Annotated in this window: 38 protein-coding genes and 1 pseudogene; 38 read left to right on the plus strand and 1 reads right to left on the minus strand. The window is 37.1% G+C overall.

The annotated features are described in order from the left end of the window. The 38 genes and pseudogenes from ACJRPK_RS08585 to ACJRPK_RS08770 all read left to right on the plus strand — a co-directional run. Window positions 1-142, plus strand: a pseudogene (locus ACJRPK_RS08585) (30S ribosomal protein S12); the annotation flags it as partial. A 24-nt stretch (window positions 143-166) separates the two neighbouring features. After that, window positions 167-643 (plus strand): 30S ribosomal protein S7, encoded by a 477-nt coding sequence (rpsG, locus tag ACJRPK_RS08590; protein WP_148782597.1) that lies wholly within the window; start codon window positions 167-169, stop codon window positions 641-643. Window positions 644-655: 12 nt separating this feature from the next. Next, window positions 656-2,782 (plus strand): elongation factor G, encoded by a 2,127-nt coding sequence (fusA, locus tag ACJRPK_RS08595; RefSeq protein ID WP_407139522.1) that lies wholly within the window; start codon window positions 656-658, stop codon window positions 2,780-2,782. An 11-nt stretch (window positions 2,783-2,793) separates the two neighbouring features. Further along, window positions 2,794-3,099 (plus strand): 30S ribosomal protein S10, encoded by a 306-nt coding sequence (gene rpsJ, locus ACJRPK_RS08600; RefSeq protein ID WP_010181931.1) that lies wholly within the window; start codon window positions 2,794-2,796, stop codon window positions 3,097-3,099. 182 nt (window positions 3,100-3,281) lie between these two features. Next, window positions 3,282-3,899: a 50S ribosomal protein L3 gene (rplC, locus tag ACJRPK_RS08605; protein WP_148782599.1), complete on the plus strand. Its 618-nt coding sequence runs from the start codon at window positions 3,282-3,284 to the stop codon at window positions 3,897-3,899. Further along, entirely contained in the window at window positions 3,899-4,528 is a 630-nt protein-coding gene (gene rplD / locus ACJRPK_RS08610) for a 50S ribosomal protein L4 (protein WP_407139523.1), read from the plus strand. Before rplC ends, rplD begins: the two co-directional genes overlap by 1 nt. Window positions 4,529-4,533: 5 nt before the next feature. Further along, a complete protein-coding gene (gene rplW, locus ACJRPK_RS08615) occupies window positions 4,534-4,824 on the plus strand; it encodes a 50S ribosomal protein L23 (RefSeq protein ID WP_148782601.1) in 291 nt (96 codons plus the stop codon). Between the two features lie 9 nt (window positions 4,825-4,833). Continuing rightward, window positions 4,834-5,658 (plus strand): 50S ribosomal protein L2, encoded by an 825-nt coding sequence (gene rplB, locus ACJRPK_RS08620; protein WP_148782602.1) that lies wholly within the window; start codon window positions 4,834-4,836, stop codon window positions 5,656-5,658. Window positions 5,659-5,664: 6 nt separating this feature from the next. Next, window positions 5,665-5,943 (plus strand): 30S ribosomal protein S19, encoded by a 279-nt coding sequence (gene rpsS / locus ACJRPK_RS08625; protein ID WP_019386271.1) that lies wholly within the window; start codon window positions 5,665-5,667, stop codon window positions 5,941-5,943. 8 nt (window positions 5,944-5,951) lie between these two features. Beyond that, window positions 5,952-6,359, plus strand: coding sequence for a 50S ribosomal protein L22 (gene rplV / locus ACJRPK_RS08630; RefSeq protein ID WP_148782603.1), 408 nt, complete (start codon window positions 5,952-5,954; stop codon window positions 6,357-6,359). An 8-nt stretch (window positions 6,360-6,367) separates the two neighbouring features. Further along, window positions 6,368-7,090, plus strand: coding sequence for a 30S ribosomal protein S3 (gene rpsC / locus ACJRPK_RS08635; RefSeq protein WP_148782604.1), 723 nt, complete (start codon window positions 6,368-6,370; stop codon window positions 7,088-7,090). A 20-nt stretch (window positions 7,091-7,110) separates the two neighbouring features. Continuing rightward, the gene (gene rplP, locus ACJRPK_RS08640; RefSeq protein ID WP_148782605.1) at window positions 7,111-7,530 is read left to right on the plus strand and encodes a 50S ribosomal protein L16; all 420 of its coding nucleotides are present in this window, start codon (window positions 7,111-7,113) and stop codon (window positions 7,528-7,530) included. 11 nt (window positions 7,531-7,541) lie between these two features. Further along, a complete protein-coding gene (gene rpmC / locus ACJRPK_RS08645) occupies window positions 7,542-7,736 on the plus strand; it encodes a 50S ribosomal protein L29 (protein WP_378186783.1) in 195 nt (64 codons plus the stop codon). 12 nt (window positions 7,737-7,748) lie between these two features. After that, window positions 7,749-8,006 carry a 30S ribosomal protein S17 gene (gene rpsQ, locus ACJRPK_RS08650; protein WP_148782607.1) on the plus strand — a complete coding sequence of 86 codons (258 nt, stop codon included), beginning with the start codon at window positions 7,749-7,751 and terminating at the stop codon, window positions 8,004-8,006. Between the two features lie 2 nt (window positions 8,007-8,008). Further along, window positions 8,009-8,377: a 50S ribosomal protein L14 gene (gene rplN, locus ACJRPK_RS08655; protein ID WP_148782608.1), complete on the plus strand. Its 369-nt coding sequence runs from the start codon at window positions 8,009-8,011 to the stop codon at window positions 8,375-8,377. Window positions 8,378-8,390: 13 nt separating this feature from the next. Further along, the gene (gene rplX / locus ACJRPK_RS08660; RefSeq protein ID WP_148782609.1) at window positions 8,391-8,699 is read left to right on the plus strand and encodes a 50S ribosomal protein L24; all 309 of its coding nucleotides are present in this window, start codon (window positions 8,391-8,393) and stop codon (window positions 8,697-8,699) included. Between the two features lie 2 nt (window positions 8,700-8,701). Beyond that, a complete protein-coding gene (gene rplE, locus ACJRPK_RS08665) occupies window positions 8,702-9,253 on the plus strand; it encodes a 50S ribosomal protein L5 (RefSeq protein ID WP_148782610.1) in 552 nt (183 codons plus the stop codon). Between the two features lie 2 nt (window positions 9,254-9,255). Further along, window positions 9,256-9,525 (plus strand): 30S ribosomal protein S14, encoded by a 270-nt coding sequence (gene rpsN, locus ACJRPK_RS08670; RefSeq protein WP_148782611.1) that lies wholly within the window; start codon window positions 9,256-9,258, stop codon window positions 9,523-9,525. A 70-nt stretch (window positions 9,526-9,595) separates the two neighbouring features. Continuing rightward, window positions 9,596-9,994 carry a 30S ribosomal protein S8 gene (gene rpsH, locus ACJRPK_RS08675; RefSeq protein ID WP_148782612.1) on the plus strand — a complete coding sequence of 133 codons (399 nt, stop codon included), beginning with the start codon at window positions 9,596-9,598 and terminating at the stop codon, window positions 9,992-9,994. Between the two features lie 20 nt (window positions 9,995-10,014). Beyond that, the gene (rplF, locus tag ACJRPK_RS08680; RefSeq protein WP_148782613.1) at window positions 10,015-10,557 is read left to right on the plus strand and encodes a 50S ribosomal protein L6; all 543 of its coding nucleotides are present in this window, start codon (window positions 10,015-10,017) and stop codon (window positions 10,555-10,557) included. Between the two features lie 10 nt (window positions 10,558-10,567). Next, complete coding sequence (gene rplR / locus ACJRPK_RS08685) at window positions 10,568-10,924, plus strand: 50S ribosomal protein L18 (protein WP_148782614.1); 357 nt, start codon at window positions 10,568-10,570, stop codon at window positions 10,922-10,924. Between the two features lie 6 nt (window positions 10,925-10,930). Next, on the plus strand, window positions 10,931-11,455 hold the full coding sequence (gene rpsE, locus ACJRPK_RS08690) for a 30S ribosomal protein S5 (protein ID WP_148782615.1): 525 nt from the start codon (window positions 10,931-10,933) through the stop codon (window positions 11,453-11,455). A gap of 11 nt (window positions 11,456-11,466) precedes the next feature. After that, entirely contained in the window at window positions 11,467-11,646 is a 180-nt protein-coding gene (gene rpmD / locus ACJRPK_RS08695; protein WP_148782616.1) for a 50S ribosomal protein L30, read from the plus strand. A 9-nt stretch (window positions 11,647-11,655) separates the two neighbouring features. Beyond that, on the plus strand, window positions 11,656-12,108 hold the full coding sequence (gene rplO / locus ACJRPK_RS08700; RefSeq protein WP_148782617.1) for a 50S ribosomal protein L15: 453 nt from the start codon (window positions 11,656-11,658) through the stop codon (window positions 12,106-12,108). Between the two features lie 10 nt (window positions 12,109-12,118). Next, window positions 12,119-13,456, plus strand: coding sequence for a preprotein translocase subunit SecY (gene secY / locus ACJRPK_RS08705; RefSeq protein WP_407139524.1), 1,338 nt, complete (start codon window positions 12,119-12,121; stop codon window positions 13,454-13,456). After that, window positions 13,456-13,671, plus strand: a complete 216-nt coding sequence (infA, locus tag ACJRPK_RS08710; RefSeq protein ID WP_010181908.1) for a translation initiation factor IF-1 — start codon at window positions 13,456-13,458, stop codon at window positions 13,669-13,671. The genes secY and infA overlap by 1 nt, the downstream gene beginning before the upstream one ends. A gap of 113 nt (window positions 13,672-13,784) precedes the next feature. After that, the gene (gene ykgO, locus ACJRPK_RS08715) at window positions 13,785-13,901 is read left to right on the plus strand and encodes a type B 50S ribosomal protein L36 (protein ID WP_013621733.1); all 117 of its coding nucleotides are present in this window, start codon (window positions 13,785-13,787) and stop codon (window positions 13,899-13,901) included. Window positions 13,902-13,903: 2 nt separating this feature from the next. Beyond that, entirely contained in the window at window positions 13,904-14,278 is a 375-nt protein-coding gene (gene rpsM / locus ACJRPK_RS08720; protein WP_148782619.1) for a 30S ribosomal protein S13, read from the plus strand. 8 nt (window positions 14,279-14,286) lie between these two features. Next, the gene (gene rpsK / locus ACJRPK_RS08725; RefSeq protein WP_148782620.1) at window positions 14,287-14,670 is read left to right on the plus strand and encodes a 30S ribosomal protein S11; all 384 of its coding nucleotides are present in this window, start codon (window positions 14,287-14,289) and stop codon (window positions 14,668-14,670) included. A 166-nt stretch (window positions 14,671-14,836) separates the two neighbouring features. After that, entirely contained in the window at window positions 14,837-15,442 is a 606-nt protein-coding gene (rpsD, locus tag ACJRPK_RS08730; RefSeq protein ID WP_148782621.1) for a 30S ribosomal protein S4, read from the plus strand. 23 nt (window positions 15,443-15,465) lie between these two features. Further along, window positions 15,466-16,458, plus strand: coding sequence for a DNA-directed RNA polymerase subunit alpha (locus ACJRPK_RS08735; RefSeq protein WP_148782622.1), 993 nt, complete (start codon window positions 15,466-15,468; stop codon window positions 16,456-16,458). A gap of 60 nt (window positions 16,459-16,518) precedes the next feature. Beyond that, window positions 16,519-16,995 (plus strand): 50S ribosomal protein L17, encoded by a 477-nt coding sequence (gene rplQ, locus ACJRPK_RS08740; RefSeq protein WP_407139526.1) that lies wholly within the window; start codon window positions 16,519-16,521, stop codon window positions 16,993-16,995. A 126-nt stretch (window positions 16,996-17,121) separates the two neighbouring features. Then, on the plus strand, window positions 17,122-18,240 hold the full coding sequence (carA, locus tag ACJRPK_RS08745) for a glutamine-hydrolyzing carbamoyl-phosphate synthase small subunit (protein WP_407139528.1): 1,119 nt from the start codon (window positions 17,122-17,124) through the stop codon (window positions 18,238-18,240). A 166-nt stretch (window positions 18,241-18,406) separates the two neighbouring features. Continuing rightward, entirely contained in the window at window positions 18,407-19,693 is a 1,287-nt protein-coding gene (eno, locus tag ACJRPK_RS08750) for a phosphopyruvate hydratase (RefSeq protein ID WP_407139529.1), read from the plus strand. Between the two features lie 179 nt (window positions 19,694-19,872). After that, on the plus strand, window positions 19,873-21,159 hold the full coding sequence (locus tag ACJRPK_RS08755) for a citrate synthase (protein WP_148782626.1): 1,287 nt from the start codon (window positions 19,873-19,875) through the stop codon (window positions 21,157-21,159). Window positions 21,160-21,332: 173 nt separating this feature from the next. Further along, window positions 21,333-22,247: a dimethylarginine dimethylaminohydrolase family protein gene (locus tag ACJRPK_RS08760; protein ID WP_407139530.1), complete on the plus strand. Its 915-nt coding sequence runs from the start codon at window positions 21,333-21,335 to the stop codon at window positions 22,245-22,247. Between the two features lie 13 nt (window positions 22,248-22,260). Continuing rightward, on the plus strand, window positions 22,261-23,193 hold the full coding sequence (ctlX, locus tag ACJRPK_RS08765; RefSeq protein WP_407139531.1) for a citrulline utilization hydrolase CtlX: 933 nt from the start codon (window positions 22,261-22,263) through the stop codon (window positions 23,191-23,193). A gap of 12 nt (window positions 23,194-23,205) precedes the next feature. Further along, window positions 23,206-23,616 carry an RrF2 family transcriptional regulator gene (locus ACJRPK_RS08770; RefSeq protein WP_407139532.1) on the plus strand — a complete coding sequence of 137 codons (411 nt, stop codon included), beginning with the start codon at window positions 23,206-23,208 and terminating at the stop codon, window positions 23,614-23,616. Here ACJRPK_RS08770 and ACJRPK_RS08775 read toward each other — a convergent pair. Continuing rightward, window positions 23,613-24,239 carry a chromophore lyase CpcT/CpeT gene (locus ACJRPK_RS08775; RefSeq protein WP_407139533.1) on the minus strand — a complete coding sequence of 209 codons (627 nt, stop codon included), beginning with the start codon at window positions 24,237-24,239 and terminating at the stop codon, window positions 23,613-23,615. The two genes, ACJRPK_RS08770 and ACJRPK_RS08775, sit on opposite strands and share 4 nt — an antisense overlap. Window positions 24,240-24,305: the final 66 nt, after the last annotated feature.

A 24,305-nucleotide genomic window follows, 5' to 3' on the forward strand; every position in this document is an offset into this window, starting at 1 on the left:
GATAGTATTAGTTAGAGGTGGAAGGGTAAAAGATTTACCGGGAGTTAGGTATCACATTGTTCGTGGAGCCTTGGACACCGCAGGTGTTGAAGGAAGAACACAACGTAGATCTAAGTACGGAGCAAAACGCCCTAAGAAGTAATTTTAAAACTTTTAAGAAGAAGAGATGAGAAAAAGAAAGGCTAAAAAAAGACCTATTTTGCCAGATCCACGTTTCAACGATCAGTTAGTAACTAGATTTGTTAACATGATGATGTGGGATGGTAAAAAGTCGACAGCTTTCAAAATCTTTTACGATGCGATTGATATCGTGGAAGAGAAAAAACAAAACGAAGAAAAAACATCTTTAGAGGTGTGGAAGGATGCATTGTCTAATGTTATGCCTCATGTAGAGGTAAGAAGTAGACGAGTAGGAGGGGCAACTTTCCAGATTCCTAATCCGATTAGACCGGATCGTAAGATTTCTACTGCAATGAAGTGGTTAATTCAATTTTCACGTAAGCGTAATGAAAAATCAATGGCTCAGAAATTAGCCGGAGAGATTTTGGCTGCAGAAAAAGAAGAAGGTGCTGCTGTTAAGAAAAGAGTAGATACTCATAAGATGGCAGAAGCAAATAAAGCATTCTCACACTTTAGATTTTAATCACGAACAGAAATGGCTAGAGATTTAAAATATACAAGAAATATAGGTATTGCTGCGCATATTGATGCGGGTAAAACAACTACGACAGAGCGTATACTTTATTATACGGGTGTGAGTCATAAGATAGGTGAGGTGCATGATGGTGCGGCTACTATGGACTGGATGGAGCAAGAACAAGAACGTGGAATCACGATTACTTCGGCGGCTACAACCTGTACATGGAAGTTTCCATTAGAAAATGCACAACCCTTACCGGAAACAAAGGATTATCACTTCAATATTATTGATACTCCGGGTCACGTTGATTTCACAGTAGAGGTGAATCGTTCATTGCGTGTCTTGGATGGGTTGGTTTTCTTATTTAGTGCAGTTGATGGTGTTGAGCCACAATCTGAAACTAACTGGAGGCTAGCGGATAATTATAAAGTTCCTAGAATCGGTTTTGTTAACAAAATGGATCGTCAAGGATCTAACTTTATGGCTGTTTGTCAACAAGTAAAAGATATGTTAGGTTCTAATGCAGTTCCTATCGTTCTTAATATTGGTGATGAGTCAGATTTTAAAGGTATCGTTGATTTAGTGAAGAACCGTGCTATTATCTGGCATGATGAAACACAAGGTGCTACTTTTGATGTGGTTGATATTCCTGAAGACATGAAGGAAGAGGCAAGAATCTTACGAGGTAAACTTATTGAAGAAGTTGCAGCGTATGATGAGAACCTTCTTGAAAAATACATGGAAGATGAAGATTCTATTACAGAAGAAGAGGTGCATGCTGCACTTCGTGCTGCTGTAATGGATATGTCAATTATTCCTATGATTTGTGGTTCTGCTTTCAAAAATAAAGGGGTGCAGTTTCTTTTAGATGCTGTATGCCGTTATTTGCCTTCACCTACAGATAAAGAAGGTATTGTTGGAGTAAATCCTGATACTGAGAAAGAAGAATTGCGTAAGCCGGATGTTAAGGAGCCATTTGCTGCTCTTGCATTTAAGATCGCTACAGATCCATTTGTTGGACGTCTAGCGTTTTTCCGCGCCTATTCAGGGAGACTTGATGCAGGTTCTTACATTCTAAACAACCGTTCTGGTAAAAAAGAGCGTATTTCTAGAATTTACCAGATGCATTCGAATAAGCAGAATGCAATCGATTATATAGAAGCGGGAGATATTGGTGCTGCTGTAGGTTTTAAAGATATTAAAACCGGTGATACGATGTCTGATGAGAAACATCCTATTGTTTTGGAAAGTATGGATTTCCCTGATCCCGTTATCGGTATCGCGGTTGAGCCAAAAACTAAAGCAGATGTTGATAAATTAGGTATGGCATTATCTAAACTTGCAGAAGAGGATCCGACTTTCCAAGTAAAAACTGATGAAGCTTCAGGACAGACAATTATTTCTGGAATGGGTGAGTTGCACTTGGATATCATTGTGGATCGTCTAAGACGTGAGTTTAAGGTAGAGGTGAATCAAGGTCAGCCACAGGTTGAATATAAAGAAGCTATTACACAAGCTGCAGATCATAGAGAGGTTTATAAGAAACAATCTGGTGGTCGTGGTAAGTTTGCGGATATCGTATTTACAATTGAGCCGGCTGATGAAGGTGTTGTAGGACTTCAATTTGAATCTACAATAAAAGGTGGTAACGTTCCTAAGGAATTTATTCCGTCGATTGAGAAAGGTTTCAAAGCGGCTATGGTAAATGGTCCTTTAGCTGGATATGAAGTAGATTCTATGAAAGTGACATTGAAAGATGGATCTTATCATGATGTGGATTCGGATCAACTATCGTTCGAATTAGCTGCTAAATTAGGTTTTAAAAATTCAGCGAAAGCTGCTAAAGCCGTAATTATGGAGCCGATTATGAAACTGGAAGTTATTACTCCTGAAGAAAATATGGGTGATATCGTTGGTGATCTTAACCGTCGTAGAGGACAAGTAAGTGATATGGGAGACCGTGCTGGTGCAAAAACTGTAAAGGCTACTGTCCCTCTTTCAGAAATGTTCGGATACGTAACGACATTGAGAACTTTATCTTCTGGTAGAGCTACATCTACTATGGAATTTTCACACTACGCTGAAACTCCATCTAATATTTCAGAAGAGGTAATCGCAGCTGCAAAAGGAGTTAACGCTTAATTATTACAGAAATGAGTCAAAAAATCAGAATAAAACTAAAATCTTACGATCATAATTTAGTAGATAAGTCTGCTGAGAAAATCGTAAAGACGGTTAAAAGTACCGGCGCTGTAGTAACTGGGCCGATTCCTTTGCCAACACATAAAAAGATTTTCACTGTATTACGTTCACCACACGTAAACAAAAAATCTAGAGAGCAGTTCCAATTAAGTTCTTACAAAAGACTTTTGGATATCTATAGCTCTTCATCAAAAACTATTGATGCTTTAATGAAGCTTGAATTGCCAAGTGGAGTTGAAGTTGAGATTAAAGTGTAATTATGTTCTTATCCCAAAGCAGCTTGTTTGGCTGCTTTGGGAATAAGTATGATATACAAAAAATGTCCTGAGCTGTGTGCGAGGGAAAAACGGAAAAATATAATCAGGGTTGATGTATTTTGGCCCTGTTTTGTTTTTAGGAAAATAAATAAGAGTAAGTATTAATTAATAATTTATTAAATATGTCTGGGTTAATAGGAAAAAAGATCGGTATGACCAGCATTTTCGATGAGAATGGAAAAAACATTCCATGTACAGTTATCGAAGCTGGACCATGTGTGATCACCCAAGTCAGAACTAATGAGGTTGATGGCTATGAAGCTATTCAATTAGGTTTCGATGACAAAGCAGACAAAAATGCTACTAAAGCGGCCGCTGGTCACTTTAAAAAAGCAGGTACGGTTGCTAAACGTAAAGTTGTTGAATTCAAAAGTTTTGAGGAGGATCACAAATTAGGAGATACCATTACGGTAGAACATTTCACAGAAGGTGAATTTGTTGATGTATCAGGAACGTCTAAAGGAAAAGGTTTCCAAGGTGTTGTTAAGAGACACGGATTTGGTGGAGTAGGTCAAGCGACTCACGGTCAACATAACCGTTTAAGAGCTCCTGGATCTATTGGTGCTGCTTCATATCCTGCGAGAGTATTCAAAGGAATGAGAATGGCCGGTAGAATGGGCGGAGATAAAGTAAAAGTTCAAAACTTAAAAGTGTTAAAAGTAGTTGCTGAAAAGAATATACTTGTTGTAAAAGGATGTGTTCCTGGTCACAAAAACGCTTATGTAACGATTCAGAAGTAATGAAAGTAGCAGTTGTTGATATTAACGGAAAAGAAACAGGTAGAAAGGCAGACCTTTCTGATGCTGTTTTTGGTGTAGAACCAAATGATCATGCTGTATACTTAGATGTGAAGCAGTATTTGGCAAATCAACGTCAAGGTACGCACAAAGCTAAGGAGCGCGCAGAGATTGTAGGTAGTACTAGAAAAATTAAGAAGCAAAAAGGAACAGGTACCGCCAGAGCAGGTAGTATCAAGTCTCCGATCTTCAAAGGTGGTGGTAGAATATTTGGACCAAGACCTCGTAACTATTCTTTCAAATTGAATAAAAACTTGAAAAGATTAGCGAGAAGATCTGCGCTAAGTATCAAAGCAAATGACAAAGCAATTATGGTTGTGGAGGATTTTAATTTTGATACTATAAAAACTAAGAATTTTACATCAGTTCTAAAGTCTTTAGGACTAGATAGTAAAAAATCTTTGTTTGTGTTGGGAGAGTCAAATAATAATGTATATTTGTCGTCACGCAATTTAAAAGGATCAGAAGTTATAACTGCTTCAGAATTAAGTACTTATAAAATACTTAATGCGAATAATGTTGTGCTTTTGGAGGGTTCTTTGAAAGGAATTGAAGCGAATTTAAGTAAATAGAAGCCATGAGTATTTTAATAAAACCTATTATTACGGAAAAGGCTACCAGCGATAGTGAGTTATTTAACCGCTATGGTTTTCAGGTAGATAAAAAAGCGAATAAGGTGCAGATTAAGAAAGCTGTTGAGGCAGCTTATGGTGTTTCTGTTACTAAAGTTCGTACTATTAATGTCCGTCCGGATCGTAAAACCCGTTTTACAAAAACAGGAATGATCACTGGTAAAACAAATGCAATTAAGAAGGCAATTGTACAGGTGGCGGAAGGTGAAGTAATTGATTTATACAGTAATCTTTAAGACTAACAGATGTCAGTAAGAAAATTAAAACCAATTACCCCAGGTCAGCGTTTTAGAGTAGTAAATGGGTATGACGCCATTACTACTGATAAGCCGGAAAAAAGCCTATTGGCTCCGAGAAAAAGATCTGGAGGTAGAAACAGTCAAGGAAAAATGACCATGCGCTATATTGGTGGTGGTCATAAAAGAAGATATCGTATCATCGATTTCAAACGTGATAAGCAGGGTGTTCCTGCGACGGTTGCATCGATTGAGTACGATCCAAACAGAACTGCATTTATAGCGCTTTTGAACTATCAAGATGGTGAAAAGCGTTATGTTATTGCTCAAAATGGACTACAGGTTGGGCAAAATATCGTCGCAGGTAGTAATGTTGCTCCAGAAATTGGAAATGCAATGCCACTTAGCGATATTCCATTAGGTACTATTATTTCTTGTATAGAACTTCGACCAGGTCAAGGTGCTGTTATGGCGCGTAGTGCTGGTTCTTTTGCTCAGTTAATGGCAAGAGACGGTAAGTTTGCTACAGTTAAGCTTCCTTCAGGAGAAGTACGATTAATTTTGGTTAATTGTGTTGCGACAATAGGTGCTGTTTCTAACAGTGATCATCAATTAGTTGTTGGTGGTAAAGCTGGTAGAGGAAGATGGTTAGGACGTCGTCCAAGAACAAGACCGGTAGCAATGAACCCTGTTGATCACCCAATGGGTGGTGGAGAAGGTCGTTCTTCAGGAGGTCATCCTCGTTCTAGAAAAGGTCTTCCTGCTAAAGGATACAGAACCCGTTCTAAGACGAAGTCGAGTAATAAGTATATTGTAGAACGTAGAAAGAAATAATAAGATATGGCACGTTCATTAAAAAAAGGACCTTACGTTCACTATAAGTTAGAGAAAAAAGTAGCTGCAAACGTTGAAGCTAACAAGAAGTCTGTTATCAAAACATGGTCAAGAGCCTCTATGATAACACCTGATTTTGTTGGTCAAACAATAGCAGTGCATAATGGTCGCCAGTTCGTTCCTGTGTATGTTACAGAGAACATGGTAGGACATAAATTAGGAGAATTTTCGCCAACTCGTTCCTTTAGAGGACACGCTGGTGCTAAAAATAAAGGTAAAAAATAATTTAAGCTATGGGAGTTCGTAAAAGAGAAATGGCGGATAGAATTAAAGAAGAGAGAAAGCAAGTTGCTTTCGCTAAGCTTAATAACTGTCCAACATCACCTAGAAAGATGCGTTTAGTTGCGGATCTTGTGCGTGGTGAGAAAATTGAAAGAGCGCTTCATATTCTTAGATTTAACCCTAAAGAAGCATCACGTCGTTTAGAGAAGCTTTTGCTATCAGCAATTGCTAACTGGCAGGCAAAGAATGAAGACGCTAGCATCGAGGATGCTGAGCTTATTGTAAAAGAGATTCGTGTTGACGGAGGAAGTATGTTAAAAAGACTTCGTCCTGCGCCACAGGGTCGTGCACACAGAATAAGAAAACGCTCTAACCACGTTACAATCGTGGTTGCAGCTAAAAATAATACACAAAGCTAAATAATAGTATGGGACAGAAGACAAATCCAATCGGAAATCGCCTTGGTATCATTAGAGGATGGGAATCCAACTGGTACGGAGGTAATGACTACGGCGATAAACTTGCTGAAGACGATAAGATTAGAAAGTATGTACACGCACGTTTATCAAAAGCTAGTGTATCAAGAGTAATTATTGAGCGTACGCTTAAACTTGTAACCGTTACTATCACTACTGCTAGACCTGGTATTATTATCGGAAAAGGTGGACAAGAGGTAGACAAGTTAAAAGAAGAGCTTAAAAAGATTACAGATAAAGAAGTACAGATCAATATCTTTGAGATCAAAAGACCAGAATTAGATGCATTCTTGGTTGGTTCTAGTGTAGCTAGACAAATTGAGAACCGTATTTCATACCGTAGAGCTATTAAGATGGCGATCGCAGCTGCAATGAGAATGAATGCTGAAGGTATCAAAATACAGATTTCTGGACGTTTGAATGGTGCTGAAATGGCGCGTTCTGAGTCTTATAAAGATGGTCGTATTCCTTTATCAACATTTAGAGCTGACATAGATTACGCTTTAGTTGAGGCACATACTACTTATGGTAGATTAGGTGTTAAAGTGTGGATTATGAAAGGTGAAGTGTATGGTAAGAGAGAGCTTTCTCCTTTAGTTGGATTATCCAAGAAACAAGGAAAAGGTGACAGAGCCGGTCGAGGTGGTGAGAAGAAATCACGTCGTAGAAAGTAATTTTTTAAAGTAAATTAACAATGTTACAGCCTAAAAGAACAAAATTCCGTAAACAACAAAAGGGTCGTATGAAAGGATTGTCTCAACGAGGGAATCAACTTTCAAACGGTACTTTTGGGATTAAATCGTTGGATTCAAGTTTTGTTACTGCACGTCAGATAGAAGCAGCACGTATTTCTGCTACCCGTTATATGAAAAGAGAAGGATCTCTGTGGATTAAAATTTTCCCGGACAAGCCAATTACTAAGAAACCTCTTGAAGTACGTATGGGTAAAGGAAAAGGTGCGGTTGAATACTGGGCAGCAGTAGTGAAGCCAGGAAGAATCTTATTCGAGATCAGTGGTGTATCATACGATGTTGCTAAAGAAGCACTTCGTTTGGCCGCTCAAAAATTACCAGTTAAAACTAAGTTTATTGTAGCTAGAGATTATCAAGCTTAATATTTGAGATTATGAAACAATCAGAAGTAAAAGAATTATCTACAGCTGAATTGCAAGAGCAACTTGGTAAATCTCAAAAAGAGTATTCGGATTTAAAAATGGCTCACACAATGTCTCCATTAGAAAATCCTTTACAGATACGTAAAGCGAGAAGATCTATCGCGAGAATAGCTACTGAGTTAACAAAACGAGAATTAAACGGTTAATTCTGCTGAAAGATGGAAAAAAGAAATTTAAGAAAAGAGCGTATAGGTGTTGTTACTAGTAACAAAATGGTGAAATCAATTGTGGTTTCTGAAGTTAGAAAAGTAAAACACCCGATGTACGGAAAGTTCGTATTAAAGACGAAAAAATACGTAGCACACGACGAGAAAAACGATTGCAATATTGGTGATACTGTAAAGATTATGGAAACACGACCTATGAGTAAAACTAAATGTTGGAGATTAGTAGAAGTAATTGAAAGAGCGAAGTAATTATGTTACAACAAGAGTCTAGATTAAAAGTAGCCGATAACACTGGAGCAAAAGAAGTTTTGGTAATCCGTGTTTTAGGTGGTACAGGAAGAAGATACGCCTCTGTAGGTGACAAGATAGTTGTCAGTGTTAAAGAAGCGACTCCTAACGGTAACGTTAAAAAAGGAGCTGTTTCGACTGCAGTTGTTGTTCGTACAAAAAAAGAAGTGCGCAGACCAGACGGTTCGTACATTCGTTTCGATGATAATGCATGTGTTTTATTAAACCCTGCTGGCGAAATGAGAGGTACACGTGTTTTTGGTCCTGTTGCAAGAGAACTTCGTGATAAGCAATTCATGAAAATCGTTTCATTAGCGCCGGAAGTGCTTTAAAATTGTAAATAAAATGACAAAGCATAAAATTAAATCAGGAGATACAGTACGTGTCATTGCTGGAGATAATAAAGGCCAGGAAGGAAAAGTACAAAAAGTATTAAAAGATAAGAACAAGGTTCTTGTGGAAGGTGTAAATATGGTTTCTAAACATCAGAAGCCAAGTGCAGCTAATCCGCAGGGAGGTATTGTTAAGCAAGAAGCGCCTATTCATATTTCAAACTTGTCTCTATTGTCAAATGGAGAAACAACAAGAGTTGGGTATAGAATGGAAGGAGATAAGAAAGTGAGATTTTCTAAAAAATCTAATGAAGTAATATAGTTATGGCTTATATTCCAAGATTAAAACAAGAGTATAACGACAGAATTGTGTCAGCTCTTACAGAAGAATTTAGTTACGCAAACGTAATGCAGGTACCAAAACTTAAAAAAATTGTTTTGAGTAGAGGTGTTGGTGCGGCCGTAGCAGATAAGAAACTGATCGATCACGCAGTGGATGAGTTGACTATGATATCAGGTCAAAAAGCTGTTGCAACTATTTCTAAAAAGGATGTTGCTTCTTTTAAATTACGTAAAGGGATGCCTATTGGCGCAAAAGTTACGTTGAGAGGTGAGCAGATGTATGAATTTTTAGACCGTTTAATCACTTCTGCGTTACCACGTGTAAGAGATTTCAACGGAATCAAAGCTACAGGTTTTGATGGAAGAGGAAATTATTCATTGGGAATTCTAGAGCAAATTATCTTTCCAGAGGTTGATATTGATAAAGTAAATAAAATTTCAGGAATGAATATTACTTTTGAAACTTCTGCGAATACTGATAAGGAAGCAAAATCATTGTTAACTGAACTAGGTTTACCCTTTAAAAAGAATTAATTATGGCTAAAGAATCAATGAAAGCCCGTGAGGTTAAAAGAACTAAAACGGTTGAAAAATATGCTGAGAAACGCAAAGCTTTAAAAGAAGCTGGTGACTACGAAGCATTACAAAAATTGCCAAAAAATGCTTCTCCTGTTCGTCAACACAACCGATGTAAATTAACAGGAAGACCAAAAGGATATATGCGTCAGTTTGGTATCTCTCGTGTTATGTTTAGAGAGATGGCTAACCAAGGTTTAATACCTGGTGTTACAAAAGCTAGTTGGTAATAACAAATACATTAATTGGTTTCAGGTTCAACTAAAGTAGTTTGAAAACCAAAACCATAAATTACATATAATGAATACAGATCCTATAGCAGATTATTTAACCAGAATTCGTAATGCGAATAGTGCACAACATAGAGTTGTTGAAATTCCTGCGTCTAAGGTTAAAAAAGAAATCACTAAAATATTATTCGATCAGGGGTATATTTTAAGTTATAAATTCGAAGATACTACCGCTCAGGGTACCATCAAAATCGCGTTGAAATACGATAAGATGACCAAAGAGCCTGTAATTAAAAATTTACAGCGAATCAGTAAGCCTGGTTTACGTAAGTATGCTGGTTCTAATGAAATTCCAAGAATTTTAAACGGATTAGGAGTTGCAATTGTTTCTACATCTCACGGTGTTATGACCGGTAAACGTGCTAAGCAAGAGAATGTAGGAGGAGAAGTACTTTGCTACGTATATTAACAGTATAAAAGACAAAAGAAATGTCAAGAATAGGAAAAAATCCAGTAACTGTTCCGTCTGGTGTCACAGTTGATGTGACAGGTAATGTTGTTACTGTTAAAGGAAAATTAGGAGAGCTTACCCAAACTTTTGATAGTATTGATATCAAAGTAGAAGAAGGGCAAGTAATTTTAGAGAGACCTAGTGAGTTGAAAGACCACAAAGCTAAACACGGATTATACAGATCGCTTATCAACAATATGATTGTTGGAGTTTCTGAAGGGTTTACCAAAGAATTGGAGTTGGTAGGAGTTGGTTACAGAGCCACTCACCAAGGACAAAAGCTAGATTTAGCACTTGGGTTTTCTCATAGTATTGTTATGGATCTTGCTCCAGAAGTAAAGGTTGAAACAGTTTCAGAAAAAGGTAAGAATCCTATCATCAAATTAACTTCTTTTGACAAACAGTTGGTTGGTCAGGTTGCTGCTAAAATTAGAGCATTCCGTAAGCCGGAACCATACAAAGGAAAAGGAATTAAATTTGTAGGAGAACAATTAAGAAGAAAAGCAGGTAAATCTGCATAATCACTAAGGTATGGCATTCTCAAAAGATTCAAGAAGAGCAAAAATAAGAAAACGCATCCGTGGAACGGTTAGCGGTACAGAACAACGTCCTAGATTATCTGTATACAGAAGTAATAAAGAAATCTACGCACAAATCGTAGATGATGTTACTGGTGTAACAATCAGTGCAGCTTCGTCAAGAGATAAAGACATTGCTTCGGCATCTGGAAATAAAATAGAAAAAGCGAACTTGGTTGGTAAAGCACTTGCTGAAAAAGCTGTGAAAGCCGGTGTAGAAACTATCTCTTTTGATAGAGGTGGGTATTTATATCACGGAAGAGTAAAATCATTGGCTGAAGGAGCTAGAGAAGCAGGACTAAAATTCTAAGAAATTATGTATCAAAAATATAAAAACGCAGAATTAGTAAAACCAAGTGGACTTGAACTAAAAGATCGTTTAGTTGGTGTTCAACGTGTAACCAAAGTAACTAAAGGTGGTAGAGCCTTTGGTTTCTCTGCAATAGTTGTTGTAGGAGATGAAAACGGTGTAGTTGGTCACGGTCTAGGTAAATCTAAAGAAGTAGCAGAAGCTATTGCAAAAGCAGTAGAAGATGCAAAGAAAAATTTAGTACGTATTCCTTTGACTAAAGGAACGTTACCACATGAGCAAAAAGGTAAATATGGTGGTGCACGTGTCTTATTGATGCCGGCAGCAACGGGTACCGGAGTAATTGCAGGTGGTGCAATACGTGCAGTATTAGAAGCTGTAGGTGTTCATGATGTACTTTCAAAGAACCAAGGATCTTCTAACCCACACAATGTGGTAAAAGCAACGTTTGATGCGTTATTGCAATTGCGTAATGCAGAGCAAGTAGCACGTCAACGAGGAGTATCACTTGATAAAGTGTTTAAAGGTTAAATATTAGGACGATGGCAAAGATTAAAATTACTAAAGTAAGAAGTGCGATAAATCGTACTCAGAGACAAAAGAGAACTCTTGAGGCTTTAGGTCTTAAAAAGATCGGCCAGGTAGTGGAGCACGACGACACTCCTAATATCCTTGGGATGGTAAATAAAGTTAAACATTTAGTTTCGATAGAAACAAAATAATATAAGCACATGGATTTAAGTAACTTAAAACCTGCTGCAGGTTCAGTAAAAAATAACAGCAAGCGCGTAGGTCGCGGACAGGGTTCTGGTAAAGGTGGAACTGCTACCCGTGGTCATAAAGGAGCAAAATCTCGTTCTGGATATTCAAAGAAAATTGGATTTGAAGGAGGGCAGATGCCATTGCAACGACGTGTTCCAAAATTCGGTTTTACTAATATTAATCGTAAAGAATATCAAGGAATCAATTTAGATACTTTGCAAGCCTACGTGGATGCAGGTAAATTTAAAGATTCTGTAGATCTTGAGGTTCTTATGGATAACCGTCTTGTTGGAAAGAATGATTTAGTTAAGATACTGGGAAGAGGTGAATTGAAGGCGAAGTTGAAAGTCTCAGCTCACAAATTTACAGCCACTGCAAAAGCCGCTATTGAAGCAGCTGGTGGTGAGGCAGTAACCCTATAATAAACGATTCATGAAATTTATTGATACAATAAAAAATATTTGGAAAATAGAGGAGCTAAGAAATAGAATTCTTGTTACCTTAGGATTATTACTAGTATATCGATTTGGTGCACAAGTAGTACTTCCTGGAGTAGATGCTTCTCAATTATCAAATTTGGCTTCACAAACAGACCAAGGTTTACTTGGTCTGTTAAATGCTTTTACGGGAGGTGCATTTTCTAATGCCTCTGTTTTTGCATTAGGTATTATGCCTTATATTTCGGCCTCTATTGTTGTACAATTGATGGGTATTGCTATACCTTATCTTCAGAAACTACAAAAAGAAGGCGAAAGTGGTAGAAAGAAAATCAACCAAATTACACGTTGGTTGACTATAGCTATTACCTTGGTTCAGGGACCTGGATATATCTATAATTTGTTTGCAACCTTACCAGCAGAAGCTTTTGTGCTTCCAAATCAAACTGTTTTTGTTGTGTCATCTGTAATCATCTTAACTACAGGTTGTATTTTTGCAATGTGGTTGGGAGAGAAGATTACCGATAAAGGTATTGGTAACGGTATCTCACTCTTAATTATGGTTGGTATTATTGCAACATTGCCACAGTCATTCGTGCAAAACTTTTCTTCTAGAGTATCTGGAGATACAGGGGGAATGATTATGGTTCTTATTGAACTTGTCATATGGTTTGCGATTATTATGGCTTCGGTATTATTGGTAATGGCTGTACGTCAAATACCCGTGCAGTATGCGAGAAGAACTGCGGGTGGAGGATACGAGAAAAACGTATTCGGTTCACGTCAGTATATACCGCTAAAACTTAATGCATCTGGTGTAATGCCAATTATCTTTGCTCAAGCAATTATGTTTATACCTGCTGCGGTAGCTGGATTATCCGATTCAGAGACTTCACAAGGTGTAGCGGCTGCTTTCAGTGATATTTTCGGTTTGTGGTATAATGTATTATTCGCAGTATTGATTATTGTGTTTACATATTTTTATACAGCGATTACTGTGCCTACCAATAAAATGGCCGATGATTTAAAAAGAAGTGGTGGTTTTATTCCCGGGATTCGTCCTGGTGGTGAGACTGGGGAGTATCTGGATAAGATCATGTCACAGATAACGCTTCCCGGATCAGTATTCCTAGCATTAATTGCAATATTTCCTGCGATAGCAGTTAAATTGCTGAATGTGCAACAAGGATGGGCATTGTTTTTTGGAGGAACCTCTTTATTGATTATGGTGGGTGTTGCGATCGATACAATGCAACAGGTTAATTCATATTTATTGAATAGACACTACGATGGTTTAATGAAAACTGGTAAAAACAGAAAAGCAGTAGCATAATGGCAAAACAACCAGCAATAGAACAGGATGGTAGTATAATTGAAGCATTGTCAAATGCGATGTTTCGTGTTGAATTGGAGAATGGTCACGTAGTGACAGCTCATATCTCTGGTAAAATGCGAATGCACTATATTAAATTACTTCCGGGAGATAAAGTAAAATTAGAAATGAGTCCTTATGATTTATCAAAGGCTCGAATAACATATCGATACTAATTAAAAATTAGTTATTTAAGATTTTTTGTGTACTTTTGCAGGCTCAAAAATCTTGTTAATGATTTCGATTGAAGTATTAGTAGTTAATATTTCAGAAACAAAAAACAATAAGGATGAAAGTTAGAGCATCAATAAAAAAGAGAAGTGCCGAGTGCAAGATTGTGCGTCGAAAAGGCCGACTTTACGTAATTAATAAAAAGAATCCTAGATTTAAACAAAGACAAGGGTAATTATGGCAAGAATTGCAGGGGTAGATATACCTAAACAAAAGCGAGGAGTTATAGCATTAACCTATATCTTCGGTGTTGGTAGAAGTAGAGCTAAAGAAATTTTAGACACTGCCAAAGTAGATGAGAGTATTAAAGTTTCTGACTGGGATGATGATCAAATTGGTCGTATTCGTGAAGCTGTAGGAGCCTATACCATTGAAGGAGAGTTAAGATCTGAGGTTCAGGTGAATATCAAACGTCTTATGGATATAGGATGTTACCGTGGTATTCGTCATAGATCTGGGTTGCCTTTGAGAGGTCAACGTACTAAGAATAACTCTAGAACACGTAAAGGAAGAAGAAAAACTGTTGCTAACAAGAAAAAAGCGACTAAATAATAAGTAGTATGGCAAAGTCAACTTCAAAAAAACGTAAGGTAATTGTAGAATCTGTTGGTGAGGCTCACGTAACTGCTTCTTTTAACAATATCATCGTTTCACTTACAAATAAAAAAGGAGACGTTATTTCTTGGTCTTCAGCTGGTAAAATGGGTTTCAGAGGTTCTAAAAAGAACACACCATATGCTGCTCAATTAGCATCAGAAGATGCTGCAAAAGTAGCTATCGAAGCAGGTCTTAAGAAAGTGAAAGTTTATGTGAAAGGACCAGGTAATGGTAGAGAATCTGCGATTCGTTCTATTCACAATTCTGGAATTGAGGTTACAGAAATTATTGATGTAACTCCAATGCCACATAACGGATGTCGTCCTCCAAAAAGACGTAGAGTATAATTTAAAAGACTCCGGAAGCTGTTAGTTTCCGGTTTCTCTATATAACAACTTGAATGCGTGATGTACTATCGTGCATTCTTTTTAAGTAAATCCTAAAAGAGGAATTCTGATTATCGAAGGACAGTGACCTTAATTCATAATCACCTCATTAACTAAATTAATTACAATGGCAAGATATACTGGTCCAAAAACTAAAATCGCTCGTAAATTTGGTGAAGCGATCTTCGGAGATGACAAATCATTCGAAAAAAGAAATTACCCTCCTGGGCAACACGGTAACAACAGACGTAGAGGTAAGAAAAGTGAATATGCTATCCAGTTAATGGAGAAGCAAAAAGCTAAATATACGTATGGAATTCTTGAGCGTCAGTTCCGTAACATGTTTGAAAGAGCTACCAGATCTCAAGGGATTACGGGTGAGGTTCTTTTACAATTATGTGAATCTCGTTTAGACAATGTGGTGTTTAGAATGGGCTTAGCCAATTCTCGTAGAGGAGCTAGACAATTAGTATCACACAGACATATTACTGTAAATGGTGGGCTTGTTAATATTCCTTCATACCAATTGAAACCTGGTGATGTTGTAAGTGTTCGTGAGAAGTCTAAATCTTTAGAGGTGATCCAAAATGCACTTGCCAATAATAGCAAAGTGTATGAGTGGATTACTTTTAATAACGACACTAAACAAGGTACTTTTGTATCTGTTCCTGGTAGAATTCAGATCCCTGAAAATATCAACGAACAATTCATCGTCGAATTATATTCTAAGTAATAACTCATAGAAGAAACAATAACATGGCAATATTAAATTTTCAGAAGCCCGATAAAGTTATCATGATCGACTCAACTGAGTTTGATGGTAAGTTTGAATTCAGACCATTAGAACCAGGGTACGGTTTAACAGTTGGTAACGCTTTGAGAAGAGTTTTGCTATCTTCTTTAGAGGGATTCGCTATTACTTCTTTAAGAGTAGAAGGAGTAGATCATGAATTCTCTACTATATCTGGAGTTGTAGAAGATGTAACCGAGATTATCTTAAATCTTAAGCAAGTACGTTTTAAACGTCAAATAGAGGATATCGATAATGAAGCTGTTACTATTTCTATTTCTGGCCAAGAGCAGTTAACTGCAGGAGATTTCCAAAAATTTATCTCAGGTTTCCAAGTGCTTAATCCGGACTTGGTGATTTGTAATATGGATAAAAAAGTTTCTCTTAATATGGAGCTTTCTATCGAAAAAGGTAGAGGATACGTTCCGGCTGAAGAGAATAAAAAGGCAAATGCACCAATCGGTACAATTTTTACAGATTCTATCTATACACCTATCAAAAATGTTAAGTATAGTATAGAAAACTATCGTGTAGAGCAGAAGACGGATTATGAAAAATTGGTTTTCGAGATTGTTACTGATGGTTCAATTCATCCTAAAGATGCGTTGACCGAGGCTGCTAAGATCTTAATCCACCACTTCATGTTATTCTCTGATGAGCGTATAACGCTAGAGGCTGACGAGATCGCTCAAACAGAAACTTATGATGAGGAGTCTCTACACATGAGACAGCTGTTAAAAACTAAGCTTATTGATATGGACTTGTCTGTACGTGCGCTTAATTGCTTAAAAGCTGCAGAGGTAGATACCTTAGGAGATTTAGTTTCTTATAATAAGAACGATTTAATGAAGTTCCGAAACTTTGGTAAAAAATCTTTAACTGAACTAGAAGAATTAGTGAATGTTAAAGGTCTTAACTTTGGTATGGATCTTTCCAAATATAAATTAGACAAAGATTAATCCATCATAGTTTGCTCCCCAAAATGGGTTGTAGCAAGATGATGATTCAAAACAAATGTCATGAGACACGGAAAAAAAATAAATCACTTAGGAAGAAAAACAGCGCATCGTAAAGCAATGCTTTCAAATATGGCTTGTTCCCTAATTGAACATAAGAGAATTAATACTACAGTAGCTAAGGCTAAAGCCTTAAAACAATTTGTAGAGCCATTAATTACGAAGTCTAAAGAGGATACAACGCACAATCGTCGTCTCGTTTTTAGTAAATTACGTAGTAAAGAAACAGTTACGGAATTGTTTAGAGATGTAGCTGCAAAAATCGGAGATCGTCCAGGAGGATATACTAGAATTATAAAACTAGGAAATCGTTTGGGAGATAATGCTGATATGGCAATGATCGAATTAGTAGACTACAATGAGCTATACAATGCTGATAAGCCTGCTAAAAAGAAATCAACTCGTAGAGGAAGATCTAAGAAAACAGAAACAACTCCTGCTGCTCCGGCATCAGAAACTACAAATTCTGAAGAAGAATAGATGATTAAGTGGTTAACACATAATGAAAAAAGGATAGGCGTTCAACGTTTATCCTTTTTTTTTAATTTAAATTTTATGAAATCAGCCGTTTTATTACCTTAAACGGCACAATTAAATTTGATGACAATGAAATATCAATCTCGTAAAAAAGCAATTCTCTTATTAGCTGACGGCACCATTTTTAATGGGAAGGCTGTAGGTAGAGATGGCAATGCATTTGGTGAAGTATGTTTTAACACAGGGATGACCGGATATCAGGAAATCTTTACTGATCCTTCTTACTTTGGTCAGCTTATGGTTACAACCAATGCGCATATTGGAAACTATGGTACGTTTGAGGAAGAAATGGAATCTGATTCTGTAAAAATTGCAGGCTTGATTGTCAAGAACTTTAGTTATGATTATTCCAGAGAAAATGCTGATCAATCCTTGCAGGAATTTTTGGATAAACACGGTGTCTTGGCTATCTCAGATGTTGATACGCGAGCCCTTGTGAGTTATATAAGAGATCATGGTGCGATGAACGCCGTGATAAGTACTGATGTGGAGAATATAGAGGGCTTAAAAGCGCAATTGGCAGAAGTTCCCAATATGGACGGGTTAGAACTTGCGTCAAAAGTTTCAACTACAGAACCTTACTTTTATGGAGATCCAAATGCGGAGTTTAAGATTTCAGCCATGGATTTAGGAATTAAGAAAAACATACTTCGTAACCTTGCTAAACGTGATGCTTACATAAAAGTTTTTCCGCATTCTGCTACTTTTGAAGAAATGAGTGCATGGGATCCGGATGGTTATTTTTTGTCTAATGGACCGGGTGATCCAGATCCACTTACCAACGCTATTGAAGTAACCAAAGAAATCATTAAAAGAGATCTACCTCTTTTTGGGATATGTCTGGGACATCAAGTGATTGCGTTAGCTAACGGTATTGCTACGTATAAAATGCATCATGGTCATCGCGGAATTAATCATCCGGTTAAGAATCTCCTTACAGGCAAAGGTGAGATCACCTCGCAGAATCACGGCTTTTCTGTGGATAGAGAGCAAACAGAGTCTAATCCAGAAGTTGAAATTACGCATGTTCATCTGAATGATCATACCGTAGCAGGATTGAGAATGGTTAATAAAAACTGTTTTTCTGTTCAATATCATCCCGAGGCGGGTCCTGGGCCAAATGATGCTACCTATTTGTTTGATCAGTTTATAGAGAACATTAAGAAACGGGAGTACGTAAATAAATAAGATATTTTGAAAAGCTTACACTGAAATCGATCTAAAACGTTGTAGTTAATAACTTCTATGGTTTTACATGATTTTAGCAATAAGTTGGCTGTATAACGGGTGTGGAAAACTATTCCTGTTTTGTATATTGCCTATCAATTTTATCAATCAACCAAAATTAAAACTTATGAGTATCATAATAAATATTCACGCGAGACAAATTTTAGATTCTAGAGGAAATCCAACAGTAGAGGTAGATGTAGTTACCGAGAATGGTGTCTTAGGGCGTGCCGCCGTGCCATCGGGTGCATCTACAGGAGAACATGAGGCCGTTGAATTACGTGATGGAGGCAAAGCCTTCATGGGAAAAGGAGTAAGTAAGGCTATTGAGAATGTAAATACGACAATTGCCGAATCTTTACTGGGATATTCAATTTTTGATCAAAACTTAATTGATTCAAAAATGATCGAACTTGACGGAACGCCAAATAAATCTAATCTTGGAGCAAATGCAATTCTTGGAGTTTCTTTAGCTGTAGCTAAAGCAGCTGCTAATGAACTCAATTTACCACTGTATCGTTATATTGGAGGAGTAAGCGCAAATACCTTGCCTGTACCGATGATGAATATTATCAATGGTGGTTCCCATAGTGATGCTCCGATTGCTTTTCAGGAATTTATGGTAATGCCGGTTAAGGCTACTAATTTTTCTCATGCCATGCAAATGGGAACAGAGATTTTTCACCATCTCAAAAAAGTGCTGCATGATCGTGGATTAAGTACGGCAGTTGGTGATGAAGGTGGTTTTGCTCCTACACTTGACGGGACTGAAGATGCGTTGGATTCTATTGCATTGGCAGTAAAAAATGCCGGTTATAGCTTTGGTGATGAGATCATGATTGCTTTAGATTGTGCGGCAGCCGAATTTTATGTAAACGGAAAATATGATTACACCAAATTTGAAGGCGATACAGGTAAAATCCGAACCAGTGAAGAGCAAGCGGATTATTTAGCTGAGCTATCTGAAAAGTATCCAATAATTTCTATCGAAGATGGAATGGATGAGAATGACTGGGAAGGATGGAAATACCTGACAAGTAAAATCGGAGATAAAGTACAGTTGGTTGGAGATGATTTGTTTGTTACCAATGTAGAGCGTTTGAATAAAGGTATCCAGAACGATACAGCAAATTCTATTTTGATCAAAGTAAATCAAATCGGGACACTTACCGAAACGATTGCAGCTGTCAATATGGCTCATAATGCCGGGTATACTTCAGTAATGTCTCATCGATCCGGGGAAACCGAAGATACTACCATTGCTGATCTAGCTGTTGCGCTTAACACGGGGCAAATCAAAACAGGTTCTGCTTCTCGAAGTGATCGTATGGCAAAATATAATCAACTTTTAAGGATAGAGGAAGAGTTGGGAGATGTAGCGTATTATCCTAAGGAAAATGCTTTTAAAATTTAAGAACTTCACTATATAGTGTGTTTAAATAGGTCATTTAGAGAAATGACCTATTTTTTTTGCGATAAAAGCAATAATTTAATCTTAAGATAGCAAATTCATACTTGGAAAAATCACTTATTTAGTCTATATTTTGTAATTTAGCAAACCTTTATTATAACAGCAAAATTCTATATAAACACATGTCAAAAATAGCTAGATTAGAAATCGACGGCAATACATATGAGTTTCCCATTATCAAAGGGACAGAAAATGAATTAGGAATCGATATTAAAACGCTTCGTGGTGTTACCGGCGGAGTTACCACCATAGATCCGGGGTACAAGAATACAGGTAGTTGTGAGAGTGCAATTACGTTCTTGGACGGAGAAAAAGGAATCTTACGATACCGTGGGTATGCCATTGAAGAATTAGCAGAAAAAGCTAATTTTCTTGAAGTAGCGTACTTGTTGATTTTTGGAGAACTTCCTAATGCAGAACAGTTAGCTAAATTTGATAAGGATATTAAAGAGGAGTCTCACGTAGATGAGGATATGAAAAAGATTTTGGATGGCTTCCCAAAAAGCGCACATCCAATGGGTGTTCTTTCTTCTTTAACCAGTGCATTGGTTGCTTTTAACCCTAGCTCTGTAGATGTTGATTCCGATGAAGCGATGTATAATGCTATCGTAAAGATCATGGGTAAGCTACCGGTTTTGGCTGCATGGACCATGCGTAAGAGAAAAAGTTTGCCATTAGACTATGGAGATAATTCATTAGGCTATGTAGAGAATTTACATAAAATGATGTTCTCAAGGCCTAATAAAGCATATGAAACTAACAAAGTGGTAAATGACGCTCTGGATAAGCTGTTAATTTTGCATGCAGATCACGAACAAAACTGTTCTACATCGACTGTGAGAATAGTAGGTTCATCCCATGCCGGATTATTTGCTTCATTATCAGCAGGGATCTCAGCACTTTGGGGGCCACTTCATGGAGGAGCAAATCAAGCAGTTATCGAAATGCTTGAAGCTATAAAAGCTGACGGTGGTGATACTGCAAAATATATTGAAAAAGCTAAGGATAAGGATGACGCTTTCAGACTTATGGGCTTTGGTCACAGAGTATATAAAAATTTTGACCCACGAGCCAAAATTATTAAAAAATCAGCAGAAGAAGTGTTGGGCGATTTAGGTATAGACGATCCTGTGCTGGATATTGCCAAAGGCTTGGCAAAGGTCGCGCTAGAGGATGATTATTTTGTTAAGCGTAAATTGTATCCTAACGTAGACTTCTATTCTGGAATTATTTATAGAGCTCTTGATATACCAACCGAAATGTTTACTGTTATGTTTGCTTTAGGTAGATTACCCGGATGGATCGCGCAATGGAGAGAGATGCGATTAAGAAAAGAACCAATTGGTCGTCCAAGACAGATTTATATTGGTGAGACAGAACGTTCATTCAAATCAATTGCTGAACGATAGAGTTTTAAAATCATAACAAGTTCGATAGAATTTGTACCAGTATAGATAGTCTCTGATTTTCATAATACGCAAAGATTTCAACGATTTTTGAGTAGTATATGTCAGAGACTTTTTATTTTTGACAGATTGTGACTTCTTTATAGGTTAAGCATACAATTTTTAAATTAATTTCTTTGAAACTAAATATTCAGAATGAAACCTCTAGATTACGAGCGGTAATCTTGGGTACAGCAAAAAGTAATGGAGCGACACCTACTCTCCAAGAGGCATATGATCCTAAATCAATTGAACATATCAAAGCAGGAACATATCCTACAGAAAAAGATATGATACACGAGATTGAGAGTGTCGCTGCAGTATTAAAAAAATATGATGTAGCGGTGTATCGACCTGAGATAATAGAGGATTATAACCAAATTTTTGCTAGGGATATAGGGCTGGTAATAGAAGATAAGTTTATTAAGGCTAATATTTTACCTGATAGGGAAAAAGAAATTGACGCTATAAAACATGTTATTGCAAAGATCGATGCTGACCATGTTTATAAGGCAGCTTCAGAAGATATACATTTTGAGGGTGGGGATATTATGGTGCATAACGATTATATCTTTATAGGAACGTATTTAGGAGATGACTACAGTGATTGTATCGTAGCACGTACTAATATGGAAGGGGTAGCCTACATAGCTTCCCTATTTCCACATAAAAAAGTAAAGGCTTTTGATCTAAATAAATCTATGACAGATCCTCGTGACAACGCTTTGCATCTAGACTGTTGTTTTCAACCGGTTGGGCACGATAAAGCTATTATTCACAAAGAAGGATTTAGAAACCCCGAAGAATATGAGTTCTTGGTAGATTTATTTGGGTTTGATAATTTATTTCATATCGATAAAAAGGAAATGTATTACATGAATTCGAACATCTTTTCTATCGCTGAAGATGTAGTTATTTCTGAGCGAAATTTTAATAGATTGAATGACTGGTTACGTAAGAATAAAATAACGGTAGAAGAGGTTCCTTATGCCGAAATAGCAAAGCAGGAGGGATTATTAAGGTGTTCCACACTTCCGCTAATAAGAGATTAACACACTATAATACATGAAACAAGTTACAGATACGTTAGTAATGATACGTCCGGTGCAGTTTAGAATGAATGAGCAAACCGCTGTCAATAATTATTATCAGGAAGATTTAAATATTATTCCTGACACTGCAAACACTAAAGCACAACGAGAATTTGATGAATTTGTCACGAAGCTTAAAGCTGCCGGAGTACAAGTTATTGTGATTGATGATGATAAAAAGTTAGATACCCCTGATTCTATATTTCCGAATAACTGGATTTCTTTTCATGAAAATGGAACTGTAGGGTTGTATCCCATGTTTGCTCCAAACCGTCGTAGAGAGCGCCGTCCAGAAGTTTTAGATATTGTTGAATCATCCGGTTTTAGAATTGATAATATCGTTGATTATACAAGTGCCGAGGAGCAAGATGTTTTTCTGGAAGGTACTGGAAGTCTTGTCTTGGATAGAGTGGGTCGTAAAGCATATTGTGCCTTATCAGCCCGAGCTGATGAAGAGCTGTTAATTGAATTCTGTGAAGATTTCGAATATACACCCGTAATATTTACTGCGTACCAAACTGTAGAAGGAAAAAGATTGCCAATATATCATACCAATGTTATGATGGGTATAGCCGAAACATTTGCGCTTGTATGTTTGGACGCTATTGATGATAAAAAAGAAAAGAAAAGCGTAGTAGACTTTTTAAGAAGTGATAATAAAGAAGTGATTGCTATCAGCGAAGAACAGGTGAATAACTTTGCTGGAAACGTGTTGCAAGTACAAGGGACGGATGATAAGCGTTTGCTGGTTATGTCATCCTCTGCTTTTGCTGCATTGACAGCTACCCAAATTGCGGCTATCAAAAAACATTGTGATATTTTACATAGCGACTTAGAGACTATTGAGACCTTAGGTGGGGGTAGTGCTCGCTGCATGATGGCCGAAGTATTTCTTCCCAAAGAATAAAACATATAAAGAATGCTTTCTAAAAAAACAAAGTATGGACTTAAGGCCTTAACTTATATTGCGCGTAAGCAATGTAGTGAGCCTGTTTTGATTTCGGAAATCGCCGAAAGCGAAAACATATCTCAAAAGTTTTTGGAAAGCATTTTATTAACCTTGCGTAAAAATGGCTTGTTAGGTTCTAAGAAAGGAAAGGGTGGGGGGTATTATTTAATAAAATCTCCATCAGATATTACTATGGCAAGTGTTATCAGGATACTTGAGGGACCTATTGCTATGGTTCCATGTGTAAGTCTCAATTTTTATGAACGTTGCGCAGACTGTCCGGATGAGGATGCGTGCGCAGTACATGCGCTAATGATTGAAGTTAGAGATAAAACCTTGAGTGTTTTAGAGGGTAAAACAATTGCAGACTACGTAAACTAGTCTTTAATTCTTTTATATAGATAAGGACCATTTATTTTTCCCCAAACTTGTTTTCCTTTAGTGTCAAATCCCTTTGTCCATGCTGACAATCTGTTGGTGCTTATTATAATTTGGCTAGATATATATGATATGCCTGGCCTGTTGCTTTCGCAGGTATTGCGCTCTGTTTTTCCGACATAAATATTGGATGTTTGCTTTGTGAACTTTACGTCGCAGCCTTCTCTTAGAAGTAAGTCTTTTGAAGAAATTTTTTTGGCTACATGTTCTGCAATTAAGTCAGAGGTAATCCGTTTTGTGTTTTCAGGAAGTTTATAGAGTTTACTCACTATTGTTACGCTATCCAATCGCTCAAACCGAATAACTCTACGCTGTATAATTTGTGAGGTATCATTACCATCAGCCCATTCCGCAAACATCCAATATCCTGATGTATTCTCCCAAACAGGGGTAATATTGAGAACAATTGCTTTGTAGCTGGCATCTTTAAAAGCTTGCTCTTTAGTGCTAAAACTTCCGATGAATAAAGAGGAGAATTTTTGCAACTCTATATCAATGGACTTATTAGAAATACAGCCGACAGATAAAGTTAAAAGTAAGATTGGTATAAGTAAACGTCTTGTCATAAGGTGTAATAATACAACTTATTACGTAAAAACCGTAATTAATCGATGAAAACATCCACTTGATCG

Origin of the sequence: Aquimarina sp. 2-A2 (genome assembly GCF_045505135.1) — a bacterium.
In the GTDB taxonomy this organism is placed as follows: domain Bacteria; phylum Bacteroidota; class Bacteroidia; order Flavobacteriales; family Flavobacteriaceae; genus Aquimarina; species Aquimarina intermedia.

Coding starts and splice junctions, on each gene's coding strand:
- rpsG (WP_148782597.1), top strand. CDS start 167: ATGAGAAAAAGAAAGGCTAAAAAAAGACCTATTTTGCCAGATCCACGT.
- fusA (WP_407139522.1), top strand. CDS start 656: ATGGCTAGAGATTTAAAATATACAAGAAATATAGGTATTGCTGCGCAT.
- rpsJ (WP_010181931.1), top strand. CDS start 2,794: ATGAGTCAAAAAATCAGAATAAAACTAAAATCTTACGATCATAATTTA.
- rplC (WP_148782599.1), top strand. CDS start 3,282: ATGTCTGGGTTAATAGGAAAAAAGATCGGTATGACCAGCATTTTCGAT.
- rplD (WP_407139523.1), top strand. CDS start 3,899: ATGAAAGTAGCAGTTGTTGATATTAACGGAAAAGAAACAGGTAGAAAG.
- rplW (WP_148782601.1), top strand. CDS start 4,534: ATGAGTATTTTAATAAAACCTATTATTACGGAAAAGGCTACCAGCGAT.
- rplB (WP_148782602.1), top strand. CDS start 4,834: ATGTCAGTAAGAAAATTAAAACCAATTACCCCAGGTCAGCGTTTTAGA.
- rpsS (WP_019386271.1), top strand. CDS start 5,665: ATGGCACGTTCATTAAAAAAAGGACCTTACGTTCACTATAAGTTAGAG.
- rplV (WP_148782603.1), top strand. CDS start 5,952: ATGGGAGTTCGTAAAAGAGAAATGGCGGATAGAATTAAAGAAGAGAGA.
- rpsC (WP_148782604.1), top strand. CDS start 6,368: ATGGGACAGAAGACAAATCCAATCGGAAATCGCCTTGGTATCATTAGA.
- rplP (WP_148782605.1), top strand. CDS start 7,111: ATGTTACAGCCTAAAAGAACAAAATTCCGTAAACAACAAAAGGGTCGT.
- rpmC (WP_378186783.1), top strand. CDS start 7,542: ATGAAACAATCAGAAGTAAAAGAATTATCTACAGCTGAATTGCAAGAG.
- rpsQ (WP_148782607.1), top strand. CDS start 7,749: ATGGAAAAAAGAAATTTAAGAAAAGAGCGTATAGGTGTTGTTACTAGT.
- rplN (WP_148782608.1), top strand. CDS start 8,009: ATGTTACAACAAGAGTCTAGATTAAAAGTAGCCGATAACACTGGAGCA.
- rplX (WP_148782609.1), top strand. CDS start 8,391: ATGACAAAGCATAAAATTAAATCAGGAGATACAGTACGTGTCATTGCT.
- rplE (WP_148782610.1), top strand. CDS start 8,702: ATGGCTTATATTCCAAGATTAAAACAAGAGTATAACGACAGAATTGTG.
- rpsN (WP_148782611.1), top strand. CDS start 9,256: ATGGCTAAAGAATCAATGAAAGCCCGTGAGGTTAAAAGAACTAAAACG.
- rpsH (WP_148782612.1), top strand. CDS start 9,596: ATGAATACAGATCCTATAGCAGATTATTTAACCAGAATTCGTAATGCG.
- rplF (WP_148782613.1), top strand. CDS start 10,015: ATGTCAAGAATAGGAAAAAATCCAGTAACTGTTCCGTCTGGTGTCACA.
- rplR (WP_148782614.1), top strand. CDS start 10,568: ATGGCATTCTCAAAAGATTCAAGAAGAGCAAAAATAAGAAAACGCATC.
- rpsE (WP_148782615.1), top strand. CDS start 10,931: ATGTATCAAAAATATAAAAACGCAGAATTAGTAAAACCAAGTGGACTT.
- rpmD (WP_148782616.1), top strand. CDS start 11,467: ATGGCAAAGATTAAAATTACTAAAGTAAGAAGTGCGATAAATCGTACT.
- rplO (WP_148782617.1), top strand. CDS start 11,656: ATGGATTTAAGTAACTTAAAACCTGCTGCAGGTTCAGTAAAAAATAAC.
- secY (WP_407139524.1), top strand. CDS start 12,119: ATGAAATTTATTGATACAATAAAAAATATTTGGAAAATAGAGGAGCTA.
- infA (WP_010181908.1), top strand. CDS start 13,456: ATGGCAAAACAACCAGCAATAGAACAGGATGGTAGTATAATTGAAGCA.
- ykgO (WP_013621733.1), top strand. CDS start 13,785: ATGAAAGTTAGAGCATCAATAAAAAAGAGAAGTGCCGAGTGCAAGATT.
- rpsM (WP_148782619.1), top strand. CDS start 13,904: ATGGCAAGAATTGCAGGGGTAGATATACCTAAACAAAAGCGAGGAGTT.
- rpsK (WP_148782620.1), top strand. CDS start 14,287: ATGGCAAAGTCAACTTCAAAAAAACGTAAGGTAATTGTAGAATCTGTT.
- rpsD (WP_148782621.1), top strand. CDS start 14,837: ATGGCAAGATATACTGGTCCAAAAACTAAAATCGCTCGTAAATTTGGT.
- ACJRPK_RS08735 (WP_148782622.1), top strand. CDS start 15,466: ATGGCAATATTAAATTTTCAGAAGCCCGATAAAGTTATCATGATCGAC.
- rplQ (WP_407139526.1), top strand. CDS start 16,519: ATGAGACACGGAAAAAAAATAAATCACTTAGGAAGAAAAACAGCGCAT.
- carA (WP_407139528.1), top strand. CDS start 17,122: ATGAAATATCAATCTCGTAAAAAAGCAATTCTCTTATTAGCTGACGGC.
- eno (WP_407139529.1), top strand. CDS start 18,407: ATGAGTATCATAATAAATATTCACGCGAGACAAATTTTAGATTCTAGA.
- ACJRPK_RS08755 (WP_148782626.1), top strand. CDS start 19,873: ATGTCAAAAATAGCTAGATTAGAAATCGACGGCAATACATATGAGTTT.
- ctlX (WP_407139531.1), top strand. CDS start 22,261: ATGAAACAAGTTACAGATACGTTAGTAATGATACGTCCGGTGCAGTTT.
- ACJRPK_RS08770 (WP_407139532.1), top strand. CDS start 23,206: ATGCTTTCTAAAAAAACAAAGTATGGACTTAAGGCCTTAACTTATATT.
- ACJRPK_RS08775 (WP_407139533.1), bottom strand. CDS start 24,239: ATGACAAGACGTTTACTTATACCAATCTTACTTTTAACTTTATCTGTC.